This window comes from Fenollaria massiliensis, assembly GCF_000312505.2.
Lineage (GTDB): Bacteria > Bacillota > Clostridia > Tissierellales > Peptoniphilaceae > Fenollaria > Fenollaria massiliensis.
In genome coordinates this window covers 141,479-160,182 of the sequence record NZ_HG326224.1, presented here as the reverse complement: position 1 = coordinate 160,182, position 18,704 = coordinate 141,479, and the positions used below count along the sequence as shown (strand labels likewise).

The following is an 18,704-nucleotide window of genomic DNA, read 5'->3' as shown; positions in this document are numbered from 1 at the left end:
TTTTAATTCAGATATAAAAAAATAAAATACAGAAAAGCTTGCAATTTTATACTATTTGTAGTATAATATAGTTAGTAAAGAACTGGACGACAGATGCGGGAGAGAACGTATGTCACCGAAGGGTAAAGAATTTGAGCTCACTACTCTAATTCAAAAGTCTCAGGTAAAAGAACCGTATTTTGACAGTACTCTGGAAAGCTTTTAGCACCGATGGAGCAATCTTGTTTAAGAGAATCTCACAGGTTATAGACAGAGAACAAGAGTGGCTTGTTTTCTGTTTTTTAATTTACGGACAATTTGTTAATTAACAATATGTAGTATAAGGAGGAATATCATAATGTATGATGTAATTATTATTGGAGGAGGCCCTGCAGGACTTGCAGCTGGCTTATACGCTTCAAGAGCAAGACTTAAAACTCTTATCCTAGAAAAGGAAAAAGCAGGCGGACAAATAGTTATAACTGATGAAGTTGCTAACTATCCTGGTTCAGTTGAAGAAGCTTCAGGCCCAAGCCTAATTAAGAGAATGAAAGATCAAGTAGACAGCTTTGGCGCAGAATTCGTTATAGACACAGTTGAAAAACTAGAACTTAACGATAAAGTTAAAAAAGTTGTTTGCAAAGACAAAACTTATGAAGGCAAAACTGTTATAGTTGCTACAGGCGCTACACCAAGAAAGATTGGTTGCCCAGGCGAACAAGAATTCACAGGCAGAGGCGTAAGCTACTGTGCAACATGCGACGCTAACTTCTTTGAAGACATGGAAGTTTATGTTGTTGGTGGTGGAGACTCAGCTTTCGAAGAAGCAATGTATCTATCTAAATTTGCTAGAAAAGTTACACTTGTTTACAGAAAAGGTAAAGATGAAGCACGTGCAGCTGAAAGTATTAAGGAAAAAGCATACAAGAATCCAAAACTTGACTATATCTGGAACGCAACAGTTGTAGAAGTAAAAGGTGATGGTATTCTAACAAGCATAGTACTTGAAGATACTAAGACAAAAGAAAGAAGAGAAATATTTGCTGACGAAAACGACGGAACATTTGGTTTATTCGTATTCGTAGGATATACTCCAAAGAACGATATAGTTGAAGGCTTACTAGATATGCAAGGCGGATACATCGTAACAGATGAAAACATGCACACAAATATCCCTGGAGTATTTGCAGCTGGAGATAACAGAAAGAAAGAATTAAGACAAGTTGTTACAGCAACAGCAGACGGAGCTATAGCAGCTACACAAGCTGAAAAGTATATTAACGAGCACTTTGCAGACTAATAGTCTCAAGTATAAATTAAAGAATTTAAAGAAATTTTAAGGAGGAATCGTAATGTTAGAAGTAACAAAGGACAATTTCGAACAAGAAGTTAAACAAGCTGAAGGATATGTATTAGTGGATTTCTGGGGACCTACATGTGAACCATGCAAGGCTTTAATGCCACACATCCACGCTATGGAAGATGAATTCAAAAACGTTAAATTCACATCATTCGATATTTCAAAAGGAAGAAGATTAGCAATTGGCGAAAAAGTTATGGGTTTACCAGTAATTGCTATCTATAAAGATGGTTCTCAAGTTGATTCAAGAGTTAAAGAAGACGCTACTAAAGAATCAGTTAGAGAAATGTTAGAAAAATATAACTAAAGTTTATTTACTATTATATAGTTAAATATATTTAAAATTTTAAGGGAGGTGAGATTATGCGTCTAGAAATAGGCAACGTGCTTATTAAAGATGTTCAATTCGGCCAAGAGACAAAGGTAGAAAATGGAGTTCTATATGTAAATAAAGAAGACATCATCAACCTTTGCAAGGAAGATGAACACATTAAATCTGTAGACGTAGAAATCGCTAGACCGGGAGAAAGTGTTAGAATCACACCGGTTAAAGATGTTGTTGAACCAAGAGTTAAAGTTGAAGGACCTGGCGGAGTATTCCCTGGAATTCTTTCAAAAGTTGATGTAGTTGGTTCAGGTAAAACAAACGTTCTTAAAGGTTGTGCAGTAATGACAACAGGTAAAATTGTTGGTTTCCAAGAAGGTATTGTCGACATGACAGGCCCAGGTGCTCAATATACACCATTCTCAAAAACTAACAACATCGTTGTTATTGCTGAACCAGTTGATGGTTTAAAGCAACACGAACATGAAAAAGCTCTAAGATATTGTGGATTCAAGACTGCAGCTTACTTAGCAGAAGCAGCAAGAAACTTGACTCCAGATGAAACAGAAGTTTATGAAACATTACCTTTAATGGAAGGTGCTGAAAAGTTCAAAGGACTTCCAAGAGTCGCATATGTTCAAATGCTACAATCTCAAGGACTTCTACATGACACATACGTTTATGGTGTCGATGCAAAACAAATAGTTCCTACAATTTTATACCCAACTGAAGTTTTTGACGGAGCTATAATCAGTGGTAACTGCGTATCATCATGCGATAAGAACCCATCTTATGTACACATGAACAACCCAGTTGTTAAAGAATTGTACAAAGAACACGGTAAAACTATCAACTTTGTTGGTATGATTATCACTAACGAAAACGTTTATCTTGCAGATAAGGAAAGAAGCTCAAACTGGACTGCTAAATTAACTAGATATCTAGATCTTGATGGAGCTGTTGTTTCACAAGAAGGTTTTGGTAACCCAGATACAGACTTAATCATGAACTGCAAGAAGATCGAAGGCCAAGGCGTTAAGACTGTAATTATTACAGACGAATACGCTGGTAGAGACGGTGCTTCTCAATCATTAGCAGACGCTGACAAGGCTGCAGATGCAGTTATTACTGGCGGTAACGCAAATGAATTAATTGAACTACCTAAGATGGACAAAGTTATAGGTCACCCTGAATTTATCGATACAATCGCAGGTGGATTTGACGGTTCATTAAAGGCTGATGGTTCAGTAACAGTTGAAATCCAAGCTATAACAGGAGCTACTTCTGAAGTAGGTTTCGGATATTTAACAGCAAGAGGCAAATAATTAATTAAAAATTTTAAAATTAAAAAAGGAAAGGAGAGTTTTTGAATGTCAATATTTAATGAAAATTCAAAAGTTGTTATAATTGGCGACAGAGACGGTATTCCTGGTCCTGCTATGGAAGAGTGTGTAAAGACAACTCCAGCAGAAGTTGTATTCTCAGCTACTGAGTGTTTTGTCTGAACAGCTGCAGGCGCTATGGACCTAGAAAACCAAAACAGAGTAAAAGAAGCCGTAGATAAATACGGTGCAGAAAACATCATAGTTTTACTTGGTGGAGGAGAAGCTGAAACAGCAGGCTTAGCAGCTGAAACTGTTACAGCAGGTGACCCTACATGGGCTGGTCCTTTAGCCGGAGTCTCGTTGGGACTTAAGGTATACCATGCATTAGAACCTGAATTTAAGGAAAGTGTAGATGCAGGTGTTTATGACGAACAAATAGGCATGATGGAAATGGTATTAGACGTTGACGCTATTACTAGTGAAATCAAAAATATCAGAGATGAGTACACTCAATATAAATAGTGCCCAAAAATTTTAGTAAAAGGGGGGAAATATGATGAGTAAATTAAAAGTAGTTCATTATATTAACCAATTCTTTGCCGGTGTTGGTGGAGAAGAAAAAGCTGATATAAAACCTTATGTTGAAGAAAAGGTTATGGGTCCTGGAATGGCTTTAAATGGTCAATTCAAAGGAGAAGCTGAAATTGTTGCAACTATAGTATGTGGTGACTCATATTTCGGAGAAAACATAGAAGAAGCAAAAGCAGCTATACTAGAAATGGTTAAAAAATATGAACCGGATCTATTCATCGCAGGACCTGCATTTAACGCAGGAAGATACGGTGTAGCTTGTGCTACAATTACAGATGCAGTACAAAATGAACTTGGCATTCCTGCTGTAACTGGTATGTACATTGAAAACCCAGGCGCAGATATGTTCAAGAAATCAGTATATATAGTAAGCACAAAGAACAGTGCAGCTGGTATGGTTGACGCTGTTAAGAAGATGGCTCCATTAGCTCTAAAACTAGCTAAGAATGAAGAAATCGGTACTCCAGCTGAAGAAGGATACATCGAAAGAGGAGTAAGATACAATTTATTCGTAGAAGAAAGAGGAGCAAAGAGAGCTGTAGATATGATGATTAAGAAGTTAAAAGGTGAAGAATTTGTAACAGAATATCCAATGCCTAACTTCGATAGAGTTGATCCAAATCCAGCTGTTAAAGATATTTCTAAAGCTACTATAGCTTTAGTTACTTCAGGCGGTATTTGTGCTAAGGGTAACCCTGATCACATTGAATCTTCATCTGCTTCTAAATATGGTAGATATGACATCACAGGTATAGATGCATTTACAAGTGAAAATGCTGAAACTGCTCATGGTGGATATGACCCAGTATATGCTAACGATGATCCTAACAGAGTTCTTCCATTAGATATAATGAGAGAATTTGAAAAAGAAGGAAAAATTGGTAAGTTATACAATGCTTACTTCACAACAGTAGGTAACGGAACTGCCGTTGCAAACGCAAAGAAATTCGCAGCAGAGTTTTCTAAGGAATTAGTTGAAAACAAAGTTGACGCAGTTATATTAACTAGTACCTGAGGTACTTGTACACGTTGCGGTGCAACAATGGTAAAAGAAATTGAACGTGCAGGAATCCCTGTAGTTCACATGTGTACAGTAGTTCCAATTTCATTAACAGTTGGTGCTAACAGAATAGTTCCTACAATAGCTATTCCACATCCACTTGGAGATCCAAAACTTGATCATGATGAAGAAGTTTCTCTAAGAAGAAAACTAGTTGAAAAAGCATTACATGCTTTAGAAACTGAAGTTGACGGACAAACTGTTTTCGATAAATAATTATTGTAAATAATAAGTCGCCCTTTTAATTAAGGGCGATGTACATAATTATGTTTATGTCATAGTTATACTATGTTATAGATAATTCATAATAAAAAAATATTACGGAGGTGTATGGATGAATTATTCAGTATTAAAGGGTGCATCATTTGTATTATTACAAGCACCTGATATGGTAATCCACAATGGAACAACACAAACAACAGAAAGAACTCTACATCCAGATTCAGAGTATCTAAAGGCAGTTCCAAAACATTTAAGAAGTTTCGAAGACTGTGTTAACTATTTACCTAACCAAATTTATATAGGTAATGAAACTCCAGCTAAGTTAAGAGAAGTGCCTGAACCATGGCATGAACACTTATTATCTGGCGCAGATAGACACGGTGTTAAGGGTGAAATTCTTCCACAATCTGAACTAATCGGTATGATGAAAGTAGCTGACGTTTTCGAGTTAGTTTTCTTAACTCCAGAATTTACTGATCAAGTTAGAAAAGAATTCGAAGAACATCCATTAATCAATGACGATTTAATCGCTAGATTAGGAAAAGGCACTGAATTAGCAGAAATAGAAAGTTTAATCAATGATCACGGTGCTGAAGCAATCATGAACGAAGATAAAATTGTTGGTTGCGTAAAGAGAGCACATGATGTTGACCAAAACTTATCAGCTCACGTAATGTTTGAAAACCTTGTTGTTAAAGCATCAGGTATATTTGCTGCTTTAAACTGTATAGAAAAGAACAATATTGATCCTGCATCAATTGAATACGTTATTGAATGTTCAGAAGAAGCATGTGGCGATATGAATCAAAGGGGTGGCGGTAACTTTGCTAAATCTATAGCAGAATTAACTGGTTTAGTTAACGCATCAGGTTCAGACGTAAGAGGTTTCTGTGCTGCACCTACTCACTCACTTATCTCAGCAGCATCTCTTGTACAAGCAGGTACATTTAAGAATGTTATGGTTGTAGCTGGTGGTTCAAGTGCTAAACTTGGTATGAATGGTAGAGACCACGTTAAGAAGGAAATGCCAATTATCGAAGACTGCGTTGCAGGATTTGCTTTTGTTGTTTCTCAAAATGATGGAGAACATCCAATAATAAGAACTGATATTGTCGGCAGACATACAGTTGGCACTGGTTCATCACCACAAGCAGTTATCACTTCTTTAGTTACAAATCCACTAACAAAAGCTGGATTAAAAATCATAGATGTTGATAAATATTCAGTAGAAATGCAAAATCCAGATATAACAAGACCAGCTGGAGCAGGTGACGTTCCTGAAGCTAACTTTAAGATGATAGGAGCTTTAGCTGTAAAGAATGGCGAAATCGAAAGAACTGCACTTCCTGATTTTATCGTTGAACATGGTATGAAAGGTTGGGCTCCAACTCAAGGCCATATACCTTCAGGAGCACCTTATCTTGGATTTGTTATAGATGATATCAAGAGCGGAGCAGTAAAAAGAGCTATGATTGTTGGTAAGGGAAGCTTATTCTTAGGTAGAATGACAAACCTATTCGACGGTGTTTCTATAGTAATCGAAAAGAACCCAGGAAAGGTTAGCGAAGAAGGTGCAGCATCTGAAGAGACTATTAAGAAATATGTAGCAGATGCAATGAGAGATTTCGCTAAATCATTCACTGAAGAAAATTAGAGGTGACGATATGTCAGACAACATTAAGAAAATGATTGGACAAGTTTTTAATGACATCGCAGATGGATTAGAAACTGGTTCATTCGGTAAAAAAGTACGTGTTGGCCTAACAAGTTTTGGTAGCGAACATGGTACTGAAAACTTAGTTAAAGCTGCAGAACTTGCTCAATCTAGAGATTCTTCAATAGAAGTTGTTCTTATCGGTCCTAAAGCAGAAACAAATTTAACTCAATATGAAGTTTCTGATGAAGATCAAGGATATAAGAAGATGGAAGAACTACTAGATGCTGGAGAGATAGATGCATGCGTTACTATGCATTACAATTTCCCAATCGGAGTATCAACTGTTGGTAGAGCAGTAACTCCTGGATTTGGTAAAGAAATGCTTATAGCAACAACTACAGGAACATCTTCTGCACACAGAGTAGAAGCAATGGTTCTTAATGGTATCTATGGCTTAATAGTAGCTAAAGCATTAGGTAATCAAGATCCAAGTCTTGGTATACTAAATGTTGACGGAGCTAGACAAGTTGAAAGAGCTTTTAAACAATTAAACGATAACGGATTTAATATAAAATTTGCTGAGTCACACAGAGCTGACGGTGGAGATGTAATGAGAGGAAACGACTTATTACAAGCTTCGTGCGACGTTGTAGTTAATGACTCACTAACAGGTAACATCCTTATGAAGATGTTCTCATCATTCACAACAGGTGGATCATACGAAGCTAATGGTTTTGGATATGGACCTGGTATTGGTGAAGGATTTGACAGAACTATACTTATAGTTTCTAGAGCATCAGGAGTTCCTGTTGTAGCTAACGCTTTAACATATGCTGCAGGCCTTGTTAAAGGTAATTTACACAAGGTAGCTAAGAAGACTTTTGAAGCAGCTAATGCAGCTGGCTTAAAAGATGTTTTAGCATCATTAAATAAAGCAAATGAAAAGAAAGATGACGGACCAAAGGAAGCTGTTGCAGCTCCACCAAAGGAAGTTGTTGAAGAAGCTATTGCTGGTATCGATATACTAGAACTAGAAGATTCAGTACAAGCACTTTGGAAAGAAAGCATCTATGCTGAAAGCGGTATGGGTTGTACAGGACCAGTTATCATGGTAAGTGCAAAGAACCTTGATAAAGCTAAAGAAGTTTTAACAAAAGCTGGATATATAACAAGTGATGCAAATTGCTAATAAAATGAGGCGCAAGCCTCATTTTTTTATGCAAAAATATTATGGCAATTATGTGATTAATTTAGCTTCTTGAAAATATTGCAAAAAATGTATATGTTTTAGTATAAATATCTTATAAAAGGTATGAAAAACTTATGATTTAATGGTATAATATACTTGGTGATACTATGGAAAAAAATAAACAATACTTTAATGAATATATTATGGACCTAAGATCTATTATAGAATTATCAAGTTTTTCTTTAATGATACTTAATTTTATTTTACTACCTGTATCTAAGGTACATAGGCTTGATATAGCTTTAAGTGTATCATTGATTTTTTATTACTTAATCATAAGACCAAGAGTCAAAGATACACAAACGTTTTATGTCTTTAGAATTATAGCGAGTAACGCAACTAGAAGGGCTTTTTTACACTTTATCATAATTCGCTTACTAGTTAAAAGAAGTCTTGATGTTTATACTAATCATTATTTTATTAAATATACTATAATTATGACGATTATATTTATAATGTATATAATTATTCTTGCACATATCAGCAATGCTAAATTAGCTAAGAAAGAAAAGTTTTTTAAGAATTTCAAATACAATGATAAATTATTAATTGAAAATTATACGCTTGAAAATTTCGAGAGCTTTAAATATTATAATAATTTAAGTGCTCTTTATTCTGATGATAATACCAATAGTGAACTTATTGATATGAGGTATAATTATCTTATGTCAATACTTTCCAAGCAAGAAGATGATGAAGAACTAGAGAAAATTAGACTTGATATCATCAAAAAAATTGACGAAGCATACAAGTTTATAAAATTTGAAAAAAGTAAAAAAAGTTCTTGACTTTTAATTTTATTAGTAGTATGATTATAAAGATAAAAAAATATAGGGAGGATATTATGCTTAAGGGAAGAAATTATATTGATCCGGAAGATCTAAGCCTAGAGGAGCTAGATGAGCTATTTGATCTAGGTAAAGAAATTGTAAAAAATGAAAAGGATTTTATTCACGTTTGTGACGGTAAAATCCTAGCTACTCTATTCTATGAGCCCAGCACGAGAACCAGATTTTCATTTGAAGCCGCTATGTTAAGATTAGGCGGAGGTGTTATTGGTTTTTCGGAGCCGGGCTCTAGTTCTGTAGCAAAGGGTGAAACACTAGCAGATACATTAAGAACTGTTAGCTGCTACTCAGACATCATTGCTATGAGACATCCAAAGGAAGGTGCTCCTCAATATGGACACAACGCATGTACAGTACCACTAATTAATGCAGGCGATGGCGGACATCAACATCCAACTCAAACACTTACAGACCTATTTACAATACTAAGCGCTAAGGGCAAATTTGATGGCATGACTATAGGTTTATGCGGCGACTTAAAGTTTGGTAGAACAGTTCACTCACTAATCAAGGCAATGTCTAGATATAGTAATAACAAGTTTGTACTTATATCACCAGATGAATTAAAAGTTCCAAACTACATCAAAGAACAAGTTCTTGATAAAAAATCTATACCATATACAGAAGTAGAAAGACTTGAAGATGTAATTGATGACTTAGACGTATTATACATGACTCGTGTGCAAAAGGAAAGATTCTTCAATGAAGCTGACTATGTAAGATTAAAAGACAGCTATGTGCTTGATCTTGAAAAACTTAAAAATGCTAAGAAAGATTTAGCAATTCTTCATCCACTACCAAGAGTTAATGAGATAGCAGTTGAAGTTGACGACGATCCAAGAGCTTGGTATTTTAGACAAGTAAAGAACGGTATGTATATAAGAATGGCACTTATAGCAAAGTTATTGGGGGTTAAATAATGTTAAGTATTAATAGTATTTCAAAGGGAATAGTTATAGACCACATACAAGCTGGACATGGCATACAAATATTTGAATATCTTAATCTTAGAGAAGCTGATTACACTGTAGCTTTAATCATGAACGCTCACAGCGAAAAGATGGGCAGAAAAGATATGATTAAGATAGAAAACGAAATAGACCTAGATTTATCTGCACTAGGCTTTATAGATCCAAACATCACAGTAAATGTTATCAAAGATGAAAAGATTGAAAGAAAGATTAATTTAACTCTTCCAGAAATTGTTGAAGGCGTTATAAAATGCAAGAATCCTCGTTGTATAACATCTGTTGAAAGAAATATACCACATAAGTTTGTCTTAGTTGATAAAGAAAAAGGCAAATACAAATGTGCATACTGTGATCATGTTTATGGCGAATAATATGATTATAGATAGATTATTTGAAGAAGTTCAAAAATTGGGTCCAATCTGTGTCGGTTTAGACACAGATTTGTCCTATATTCCAGAACATTTAAATAGTATAGAAAGTATTGCAGATAGAGTATTTAAGTTTAATAAAGATATAATCGACTCAACAGAGGATTTAGTCGCTGTTTATAAACTTCAAATTGCATACTATGAGGCACTAGGTGTTGAAGGACTTATGGCATACAAAAAAACACTTGAATATCTAAGAAGAAAAAATAAATTAAGCATAGGTGACATCAAAAGATCGGACATTGCTAAGACTGCTGAAATGTATGCAAAAGCACACTTTGAAGGAGATTTTGAAGCAGATTTTATCACTCTTTCACCATTTATGGGATATGACAGTATAAAACCATATCTAAGTTATTTGGAAAGTGGAGAAAAAGGAATATTTGTTTTACTAAGAACTTCAAATCCTGGCGCTTTAGATATAGAATACCTTGAAAGTAAAGGCGAAACATTGTATAATATAATAGGAGACAATCTTGATAAGATTGCTGAAAAATACATTGGTGACTACGGATACTCATCTCTAGGTTTCGTTGTTGGTGATAATATCATGGACAGCGGCGAGCAAGATGATATAAGAAAGAGATTCCCAAGAACATTTTTCTTAATTCCAGGTTATGGCGCTCAAGGCGGAAAGGCTTCAACTGTTAGAAAATTACTAAATGAGCTTGACGGCGGAGTTGTAAACTCATCTAGAGGAATAATAACAAGCCATATTAAGCACAAAGATGAAGCTGATTATGATGATAAAAATTATACAAAATATATTAGAGAAGCTGTTTTAAAGATGAAGGAGGATATTTGTGGCTAGAAATGCATACAAAGAGGGTACGATATTAGAAAATAATCACATTATTGATAATATCTACGTTTTAAAAGTTAGTGGACCGTTTGAAGGTGCACCTGGACAATTTTATATGATTAAATCTTGGCAAGGAACAGACCCTCTTCTAGCTAGACCTATAAGCATCTATGATATAGATGAGGATGGCAATATCTATCTACTTATTGCAAATGTTGGCAGAGGAACAGATATCATGATGAAGCTTAAAAAAGGCGATAAATTATATCTTCTTGGACCACTTGGAAATAAGTTTCCTCTACCTAATAAAGATGAAAAAATAGCTTTAGTTGGTGGCTCTGTTGGCATAGCGCCTCTAAAATACCTTGCTAGATCTATACAAAATATTACTAAAAACATAGATTATTATGCTGGTTTTAGAGATAATCCATATCTTATTGAAGATTTCGAAGAATATGTTGAAAACACATACATATCTACTGAAAGCGGAAAAGTTGGCTATAAAGGCTACATCATAGACATAATTGAGAGTGAAAAATATGATAAGATTTATACATGCGGACCATTCCCAATGATGAAGGCTTTATTATTAAAGGCTCACAATAGAAATAAAGTCTTAGTTAGCATGGAATCAAGAATGGCGTGTGGTGTTGGCACATGTAGAGGATGCAGTATAAAGACTAAGGTTGGTATGAGACGCGTTTGTAAGGACGGTCCAATATTTGGAGGAGGTGTGTTTTTAATTGACTGATTTAAGAGTTAAAATAGCTGATATTGAATTTAAAAACCCACTTATAGCTGCTAGCGGTACCTTTGGTTTTGGTAAAGAGTATGAAGAATACTACGATATCTCAAAACTAGGCGGCGTCTCAACTAAAGGACTTACACTTAACCCAAAAGACGGCAATGAAGGCATTAGACTTTATGAAACATCAAGTGGCCTTATGAATAGCATCGGCTTAGAAAATCCAGGCATACAAGCTTTTATAGATAAGGAACTAGATTTTTTACTATCAAAAGATCTTATCACACTTGTAAACATTGGCGGCAATAACATAGAAGATTATCTAGAAGCAGTTAGATTAATATCTGAAACAGAGGCTCAAATGATAGAGCTTAATATTTCATGCCCAAATGTTAAAAGTGGTGGCATGGCTTTTGGTATAAAAACATGCGTTGCAAAAGATGTTGTTAAAAAAGTTAGAGACATAACAGATAAACCACTTATAGTAAAACTTTCACCAAATGCTAACGATATAGTCGAGATGGCTAAAGCTTGCGAAGAAGTCGGCGCAGATGCACTAAGCCTTGTTAACACATTTAACGCTATGGCTATAGACATAGACAGACGCAAAACTGTTTTTAATAACAAAACTGCAGGTTTATCGGGCCCAGCAATCAAGCCTATAGCTTTGAGAATGACATATGAAGTGGCAAAAGCCGTTAATATACCAGTTATTGGCATGGGAGGCATCAGAAATTACACAGATGTCATCGAATTCATCATGGCTGGTGCAAGTGCAGTTCAAGTAGGAACTATGAATTTTACAGAGCCTATGATTATGGCAAATATGGCAGAAGACTTAGAAAAATACATGAACGATAATAAGATAGAAAGTTTTGAAGAGATTAGAGGAATAATTTAATGAGTATAGGCGTAGATATACTTGAAATATCTAAAATTAGAAAATTAATGAAAAATGAAAAGTTTTTGAATCGCTTCTTTAGTGATGCAGAGATAAGCTATATAGAATCATCAGCCAAGGCTGATGAAACTTGTGCTGGAATTTTTGCGGCTAAAGAAGCTATTATTAAGGCTTTGAACGGCAATTTAGCTGGCTTACAATATAAAGATATCTCTATAGAGAGAAAAAACGATGTACCATTTGCTTATGTGAATGGTATAAATTTTTTTGTCTCAATCTCACACGACGGTGACTATGCCATAAGCGTTGCAAGTACTGACGAAAATACTTATAAAAGAAATATTGCTGATGAATTTAAAATATTTAAAAAGAGGAATGATTTTACACATAAAGGCGATTACGGCAAGCTTGCCATATTTGCTGGTTCTTTGTCTATGACTGGAGCGCCTTATTTTGCGTCGCTCGCTGCGATGAGGACTGGCTGCGGTCTATCTTATTTATACATTGATAAGGATATACAAGATATACTTAGTGTAAAGCTTTCTGAAACAATAATTAGAACTAATGATAATTATGATTTAGCTGATATGGACGCTGTGCTTTTTGGGCCAGCGTGGTCATTCTTTGACGATAGAGATAAAATTTATAAAGATATAGTCGCTTCAAATAAAAAACTTGTGATTGATGCAGACGGTCTTCATTATTTAAAGAAGTATGTAGATAAATTAGCCTATAGAGCTGTTATCACACCGCATTTTGCTGAGCTTGCAAGACTATTAGACGTTGACATAGAAAAAATTATAAAAGATCCTAAAAAATATGCGCGCATCGCTAGTGATAAATACGAAGTGGTGGTAGTTTTAAAAGGTCATAATACTATTGTCATGGATAAAGATATTGAATACATAAATAATACAGGAAACCCTGGCATGGCGACAGCAGGCTCTGGTGATGTACTATCTGGAATTATAGCATCGCTTATTGCTCAAGGCTTTAAAGTCTTTGACGCAGCAAAGTTCGGAGTATATCTACATGGCTTAGCAGGGGATCTTGCAAAAGAAAAATACACAGAATATTCTTTAATAGCAAGCGATATAATTGAGTTTATACCCAAGGCTATTAAGTTGATGGAGGTAAAATAAATGAATGGCAATAGAGCCGCTTGGCTTGAAATTAATTTAAACAATCTTGAGTACAATATCAATTCAATTAAAAAGGCTATCAGACCTGAAACGAAGATTATGCCAGTTATTAAGGCTGATGCTTATGGTCATGGAGCTGTAGCTCTTGCAAAATTTATGGAAGGCTTAGGTATTGACAGATTTGTTGTATCAGTTGCAAGCGAGGCTATGGAGCTTAGAAAAGCAGGCATTGAAGAGGATATACTTATGCTTAACTACTTGGAGGATAATTATTTAGAAGAAGTAGTTAAATATAATTTAACGAGCGCTATATTTAGCTATGAAAAGGCAAAAAAACTTAGTGATGAAGCTATAAGACAAAATAAATTAGCTAAGATACATATCGCTTTAGATACTGGTATGTCAAGGATTGGCTTTCAAGCAGATGAAGTCCACAGAGCAAAGTCTGTAGAAGATATTTTAAAGATTTCAAAACTTGAAAATATCGATATAGAAGGTATATTTACACATTTTGCTAATGCTGATATAAAAGACAAGACTTTAACAGAAAAGCAATATGATAACTATAAAAAAACTGTATCCATGCTCGAAGATTCTGGACTTAATATAAGGATAAAACACGTCTCTAACTCAGCATCCATCATGGATTTAAAGGAATTAAACCTTGATTATGTTAGAGCAGGCATAATTCTTTATGGCTACTTCCCATCGGATGAAGTTATAAAAGAAAATTTACCTTTAAAAAAATTAATGCAATTAAAAGCATGCATATCAAACGTTAAAGAGATAGAAGCAGGAGAAGGTGTTAGCTACACTTTTTCTTTCATTGCTGATAAAAAGACTAAAGTTGCTACTATTCCAGTAGGTTACGCAGATGGAGTAAGAAGACTTTTACAAAACAAGCTAAAGGTTTTATACAAAGATAAACTTTTAAACAGCATTGGAAACATTTGTATGGATCAATTTATGATTGATGCTACAGGAACAGATGCTCAAGTAGCTGATGTAGTAACTATCATAGGTGACGGCACTAACAAGGCTATGACTTATGATGATATTGCTAAAATTGAAGGCACTATTAATTATGAAGTGCTAACAGATATGAAAGATAGAATTTCTAGAAAATATTATTATAACGATAAAGAAATAAGCTCACATAATTATAAAGATATATAGCTTAAACTGGTAAAGTTATTGACTTATAAGCGATTTTAAATTATAATATAATTGTCTTACTTATCAGAAAGGATGTGAGAATATGATAAAAAGAGGTGATATTATATATGCAGATTTATCACCTGTCATAGGCTCTGAACAAGGTGGTGTGAGGCCAGTCATTGTTATTCAAAACGATGTAGGTAACAAGTATTCACCAACCATCATAGTAGCTGCAATTACAAGTCAACTTAACAAATCTAAACTACCGACCCATATAGAAATAGATGGACCGGAATTTGGCTTGCCTAAAGATAGTGTTATTTTACTTGAGCAGATCAGAACTATTGATAAGAAAAGATTGAGAGAAAAAATTGGAACCGTAACCGATAAGCTGATGGCTAAGGTTGATGCCGGTTTAAAGATAAGTTTAGCGTTAAATAAATAATTTTATTTTACATATTAATTATAGGAGGATAAAATGAGTATTAAAACCATTTCCGTATTAGGATTAGGATATATTGGCTTACCAACAGCCACAATATTAAGTGATCATTTCAAAGTATTTGGATATGATCCAATAAAAGAAAAAAATCGAAAAGATTAAGAATGGAACTTTGGAGATTGATGAACCAGGTCTTAAAGAAATTTTAGACAAAGCTATAGAAGAGGGTAAGATAGAGGTTTCAGATAGGATTCATGAAGCTGATATGTATATCATCTGTGTTGGAACACCTTTTAATGAAGACAAGAGTTGCGATTTAAAATATATTAAGGATGCATGTCACGATGTTTTAAAAGTTCTTAAGAAAGGCGATACAGTTGTCTTAGAATCAACATCTCCACCACGTACTACAGAAGATGTTGTTAAGCCTATACTTGAAAAGTCTGGCTTAAAAGTGTCTGAAGACATATATTTAGCCCACAGTCCTGAAAGAGTTATTCCAGGAAATATTTTATATGAGCTTAAAAATAACCATAGAGTAGTGGGCGGTGTTGACAAAAAATCTGCTGAAATCGTTAGAGATGTATATAAGACATTTGTTGACGCAGAAGTATTTACAACAGATGCAACTACAGCTGAAGTATGTAAATTACTTGAAAACACATTTAGAGATGTAAATATTGCTCTTGCAAATGAAATGCTTAAGATATGTGATACACTAGGTGTAAATGTATGGGAACTAATTGAATTAGCTAATAAACATCCAAGAGTAAATGTTCATACTCCTGGACCAGGAGTTGGCGGACATTGTATTTCAGTAGATCCATGGTTCTTGGTAACAGCGGATAAAGAAAATTCGAAACTAATTCATCAAGCAAGAGATATAAATGACTCTATGCCTAAATTTACAGCCGATAAGATAAAGAAGATAGTTGAAAAAGGCTCTAAGATAGCTATACTTGGCTCATCATTTAAGCCAAATATTGATGACTTTAGAGAAAGTCCAATAACTCATCTTATTGCTTTACTAAATGATGATTATAATGTAGCTGTTTATGATCCATTCAAAAACGATCAAATACTTGAATTTAATGAACTTTATGGTGATATTAGAGAAGTAATTACAGGTGCAGATTTATTGGTTTTAGGCGTAAATCATAGTCAATTCCAAGTTCTTGACTATAAAGAAATAAAGAAAGTTATGAATAAAAAGAATATTTTTGACACAAGAAACTTTATTGATAGAGAAAAAGTTGAAGAACTAGGATTTAATTATTATTTATTGGGTAGTGGAGAACTTGAGTAAGATATTATTTATTGCAAATCAATTCCCGCCAATAGGTGGAAGTGGTGTGCAAAGAAGTTTAAAATTTGTAAAGTATCTATCAAGGCTCGGCAATGAAGTCTTAGTCGTATCAAAAGATGCTAGCAAAGACTTAAAAGATGACAGCTTATTAAATGATGTTCCTGAAAATGTGAGAGTCATCAGACTTAAGGCACATGACATTAACAATAGCGGTCTTATTAAAAAAGTCTATGCTAAGTTTTTTGCGCTTCCAGATGCTGAAGTTTTTTGGTATAAATTTAATAAAAAAGAGATTGAAAAGATAGCTCTAGAATTTAATCCAGATGTTATATATACTACAAGTTATCCTTATTCAGCACATTTATTTGGATTGTATCTAAAAGAGAAATTTCCTAAGATGAAGTGGATAGTCGACTATAGAGATGAGTGGACGAATAATCCATTCCACCTAGATAGCTTTTCATCAAGAATAAAGATGAAATTATCAAAAAAGACTGAGCTTGAAATAAATTATAAATGCGATTATTTCATTACAAATACTAGATTTATGCTTGATAATTTTATTGCTGATTTGCCTGAGCTTAAGGGCAAGTCCACATATATACCCAATGGTTACGATGAAGAGGACTTTTTAGGCATATATCCAAAAGAAAAGAGCGATAAATTCACCTTTATTCACACAGGCGCTTTATATGGCAGAAGAAATTTGCATGAATTTTTATCAGCTTTGAAAGAGCTTATTGATGAAGGCAAAATTGATAAGGGCGATATTAGGATAAATATAGCTGGCAATGTAAAGGACTCTCAGATAGAAGAGTATAAAAAGACTTATAATTTAGAAAAAGAAATTAATTATTTATCTTATCTAGCTCATGAAGAATCAATAAGAAAACTTCTTGAGGCAGACGTACTTTTGCTTTTAATAGGTAAGGGCAAAGGTTCTGAGAATTTTTATACAGGAAAAGTTTTTGAATATCTAAGAGCTTATAAAAATATTTTAGCCATAGTTCCAAAGCACGGAGCAGCAGGAGAGCTTATAGAAGAGACAAAGACGGGTATAGTCGCTGAGCCGGGTGAGACTAGAGAGATTAAAAACGCCATAATGAAGCTATATGAAAACTATAAGAGCGAGAATAATTATTATGGCGATAAAGAGCTTATCAAAAAATATTCAAGAGAGGCACAAGCAGAAGAGCTTAATAACATTATAAACAAAATTTTGGAGGAATAAATGAAGAAGAAATTCAAGATAAATATATTTGATATATTTATTATATTAATATTGTTATTACTTGTATTTTTACTTATAAACAGAAAGAACATTAAGTCAAGCATAGGTAAAGAGGCAAAAAGAACAGTTATAATCACAGCAGAAGCTAAAGATAATATTACTAGAGATTCAATCAAAGATTTAAAGCCGGGAGATAAATTATTCGCTCAAGAAACATTTCAAGACGGAGAAATTATTAGCGTTGATATTCAAGCTAGAAAGAATGAATTGGTAAAGACTAATGGCGATATAATCGTTGTTGATGACGCAGAATTTGTTAACCCTATAGTTAGGATTAAGGCAAATGTTAACTATACAGGACCATACATGTCTTTAGGTGGACAAGAGATAAAAGCAGGCGTTGATATGTACGTTAAAACAAAAGACCACGCATATCTTGGCTATATAACAAATGTGGAGGAAGTAGATGAAAATAATAGATAATAAATTAAGATTATTTGGCAAAATAAGTTTATTAGATATATTAGCAGTATTGATTGTAATAGGCTTAGTTTTCTTTGCTTCACTTAAACTAATGAGAAAAGATGTAGCTGATATAACTTTAGGTAAAACTACTGAAAAGTATGAGGCAACACTTTATTTATATGAAAATAAAGGCAATACTGATTGCATAAGAATTGGCGATCAACTAGGAGAGATGAAAAATCACTTCGATATCTTTGTTAAAGATGTCAAGAGAGAAGACTACTACGTAAACACAGTTGATAACAATGGTGAGATTAAAAAAGTGATTGATCCACTTAAGGAAAAAACTGTAGTTACTATAGAAGGTAATTTTTCTAATGTAAGCAATTCACTTAAATTTGGCAAGCAAGAGCTAAGACTTGGCTCAACAATATTCTTAGAGTCTGATAACTACAGACTTAGCGCTCTTATAGCTGATAGAAAGAAAGTTGATTAAG

At 34.1% G+C, this 18,704-nt stretch carries 21 protein-coding genes and 1 riboswitch; all 21 genes read left to right on the top strand.

Going from position 1 to position 18,704, the window contains the following annotated elements; all coding sequences use genetic code 11:
• The first annotated feature begins 86 nt into the window (after positions 1–86).
• A riboswitch (glycine riboswitch) is annotated at positions 87–185 on the top strand.
• A gap of 152 nt (positions 186–337) precedes the next feature.
• The 21 genes from trxB to BN30_RS00695 all read left to right on the top strand — a co-directional run bounded on the left by trxB (position 338) and on the right by BN30_RS00695 (position 18,703).
• On the top strand, positions 338–1,279 hold the full coding sequence (gene trxB, locus BN30_RS00800) for a thioredoxin-disulfide reductase (protein WP_019213628.1): 942 nt from the start codon (positions 338–340) through the stop codon (positions 1,277–1,279).
• 52 nt (positions 1,280–1,331) lie between these two features.
• Positions 1,332–1,646: a thioredoxin TrxA gene (trxA, locus tag BN30_RS00795; protein WP_019213627.1), complete on the top strand. Its 315-nt coding sequence runs from the start codon at positions 1,332–1,334 to the stop codon at positions 1,644–1,646.
• 56 nt (positions 1,647–1,702) lie between these two features.
• Positions 1,703–2,989, top strand: coding sequence for a glycine/sarcosine/betaine reductase component B subunit (locus tag BN30_RS00790; RefSeq protein WP_019213626.1), 1,287 nt, complete (start codon positions 1,703–1,705; stop codon positions 2,987–2,989).
• A gap of 45 nt (positions 2,990–3,034) precedes the next feature.
• A complete protein-coding gene (gene grdA, locus BN30_RS00780; protein WP_083304710.1) occupies positions 3,035–3,511 on the top strand; it encodes a glycine/sarcosine/betaine reductase complex selenoprotein A in 477 nt (158 codons plus the stop codon).
• A 34-nt stretch (positions 3,512–3,545) separates the two neighbouring features.
• A complete protein-coding gene (grdB, locus tag BN30_RS00775) occupies positions 3,546–4,856 on the top strand; it encodes a glycine reductase complex selenoprotein B (protein WP_084691347.1) in 1,311 nt (436 codons plus the stop codon).
• Positions 4,857–4,974: 118 nt separating this feature from the next.
• Positions 4,975–6,516 (top strand): glycine/sarcosine/betaine reductase complex component C subunit beta, encoded by a 1,542-nt coding sequence (gene grdC, locus BN30_RS00765; protein WP_019213621.1) that lies wholly within the window; start codon positions 4,975–4,977, stop codon positions 6,514–6,516.
• A 10-nt stretch (positions 6,517–6,526) separates the two neighbouring features.
• Positions 6,527–7,708, top strand: coding sequence for a glycine/sarcosine/betaine reductase complex component C subunit alpha (gene grdD, locus BN30_RS00760; RefSeq protein WP_019213620.1), 1,182 nt, complete (start codon positions 6,527–6,529; stop codon positions 7,706–7,708).
• Between the two features lie 167 nt (positions 7,709–7,875).
• Positions 7,876–8,556 carry a hypothetical protein gene (locus tag BN30_RS00755; protein WP_019213619.1) on the top strand — a complete coding sequence of 227 codons (681 nt, stop codon included), beginning with the start codon at positions 7,876–7,878 and terminating at the stop codon, positions 8,554–8,556.
• 56 nt (positions 8,557–8,612) lie between these two features.
• Positions 8,613–9,536 (top strand): aspartate carbamoyltransferase, encoded by a 924-nt coding sequence (gene pyrB, locus BN30_RS00750; protein ID WP_019213618.1) that lies wholly within the window; start codon positions 8,613–8,615, stop codon positions 9,534–9,536.
• A complete protein-coding gene (locus BN30_RS00745; RefSeq protein ID WP_019213617.1) occupies positions 9,536–9,958 on the top strand; it encodes an aspartate carbamoyltransferase regulatory subunit in 423 nt (140 codons plus the stop codon). The genes pyrB and BN30_RS00745 overlap by 1 nt, the downstream gene beginning before the upstream one ends.
• A gap of 1 nt (position 9,959) precedes the next feature.
• Positions 9,960–10,826 carry an orotidine-5'-phosphate decarboxylase gene (pyrF, locus tag BN30_RS00740; RefSeq protein ID WP_026880601.1) on the top strand — a complete coding sequence of 289 codons (867 nt, stop codon included), beginning with the start codon at positions 9,960–9,962 and terminating at the stop codon, positions 10,824–10,826.
• Entirely contained in the window at positions 10,819–11,568 is a 750-nt protein-coding gene (locus BN30_RS00735) for a dihydroorotate dehydrogenase electron transfer subunit (protein ID WP_019213615.1), read from the top strand. The genes pyrF and BN30_RS00735 overlap by 8 nt, the downstream gene beginning before the upstream one ends.
• Complete coding sequence (locus BN30_RS00730) at positions 11,561–12,463, top strand: dihydroorotate dehydrogenase (RefSeq protein ID WP_019213614.1); 903 nt, start codon at positions 11,561–11,563, stop codon at positions 12,461–12,463. Before BN30_RS00735 ends, BN30_RS00730 begins: the two co-directional genes overlap by 8 nt.
• Positions 12,463–13,605 carry an NAD(P)H-hydrate dehydratase gene (locus tag BN30_RS00725; protein WP_019213613.1) on the top strand — a complete coding sequence of 381 codons (1,143 nt, stop codon included), beginning with the start codon at positions 12,463–12,465 and terminating at the stop codon, positions 13,603–13,605. Before BN30_RS00730 ends, BN30_RS00725 begins: the two co-directional genes overlap by 1 nt.
• On the top strand, positions 13,606–14,781 hold the full coding sequence (gene alr, locus BN30_RS00720) for an alanine racemase (protein ID WP_019213612.1): 1,176 nt from the start codon (positions 13,606–13,608) through the stop codon (positions 14,779–14,781).
• 82 nt (positions 14,782–14,863) lie between these two features.
• Positions 14,864–15,208, top strand: a complete 345-nt coding sequence (locus BN30_RS00715; RefSeq protein ID WP_019213611.1) for a type II toxin-antitoxin system PemK/MazF family toxin — start codon at positions 14,864–14,866, stop codon at positions 15,206–15,208.
• Between the two features lie 33 nt (positions 15,209–15,241).
• Positions 15,242–15,367, top strand: a complete 126-nt coding sequence (locus tag BN30_RS10365) for a hypothetical protein (RefSeq protein ID WP_019213610.1) — start codon at positions 15,242–15,244, stop codon at positions 15,365–15,367.
• Positions 15,368–15,377: 10 nt separating this feature from the next.
• Positions 15,378–16,511, top strand: coding sequence for a nucleotide sugar dehydrogenase (locus tag BN30_RS08595; protein ID WP_019213609.1), 1,134 nt, complete (start codon positions 15,378–15,380; stop codon positions 16,509–16,511).
• Positions 16,512–16,557: 46 nt separating this feature from the next.
• Positions 16,558–17,742 (top strand): glycosyltransferase, encoded by a 1,185-nt coding sequence (locus BN30_RS08590; RefSeq protein ID WP_019213608.1) that lies wholly within the window; start codon positions 16,558–16,560, stop codon positions 17,740–17,742.
• On the top strand, positions 17,743–18,225 hold the full coding sequence (locus BN30_RS00700) for a DUF4330 family protein (protein WP_019213607.1): 483 nt from the start codon (positions 17,743–17,745) through the stop codon (positions 18,223–18,225).
• The gene (locus BN30_RS00695) at positions 18,209–18,703 is read left to right on the top strand and encodes a DUF4330 domain-containing protein (protein WP_019213606.1); all 495 of its coding nucleotides are present in this window, start codon (positions 18,209–18,211) and stop codon (positions 18,701–18,703) included. The genes BN30_RS00700 and BN30_RS00695 overlap by 17 nt, the downstream gene beginning before the upstream one ends.
• Position 18,704: the final 1 nt, after the last annotated feature.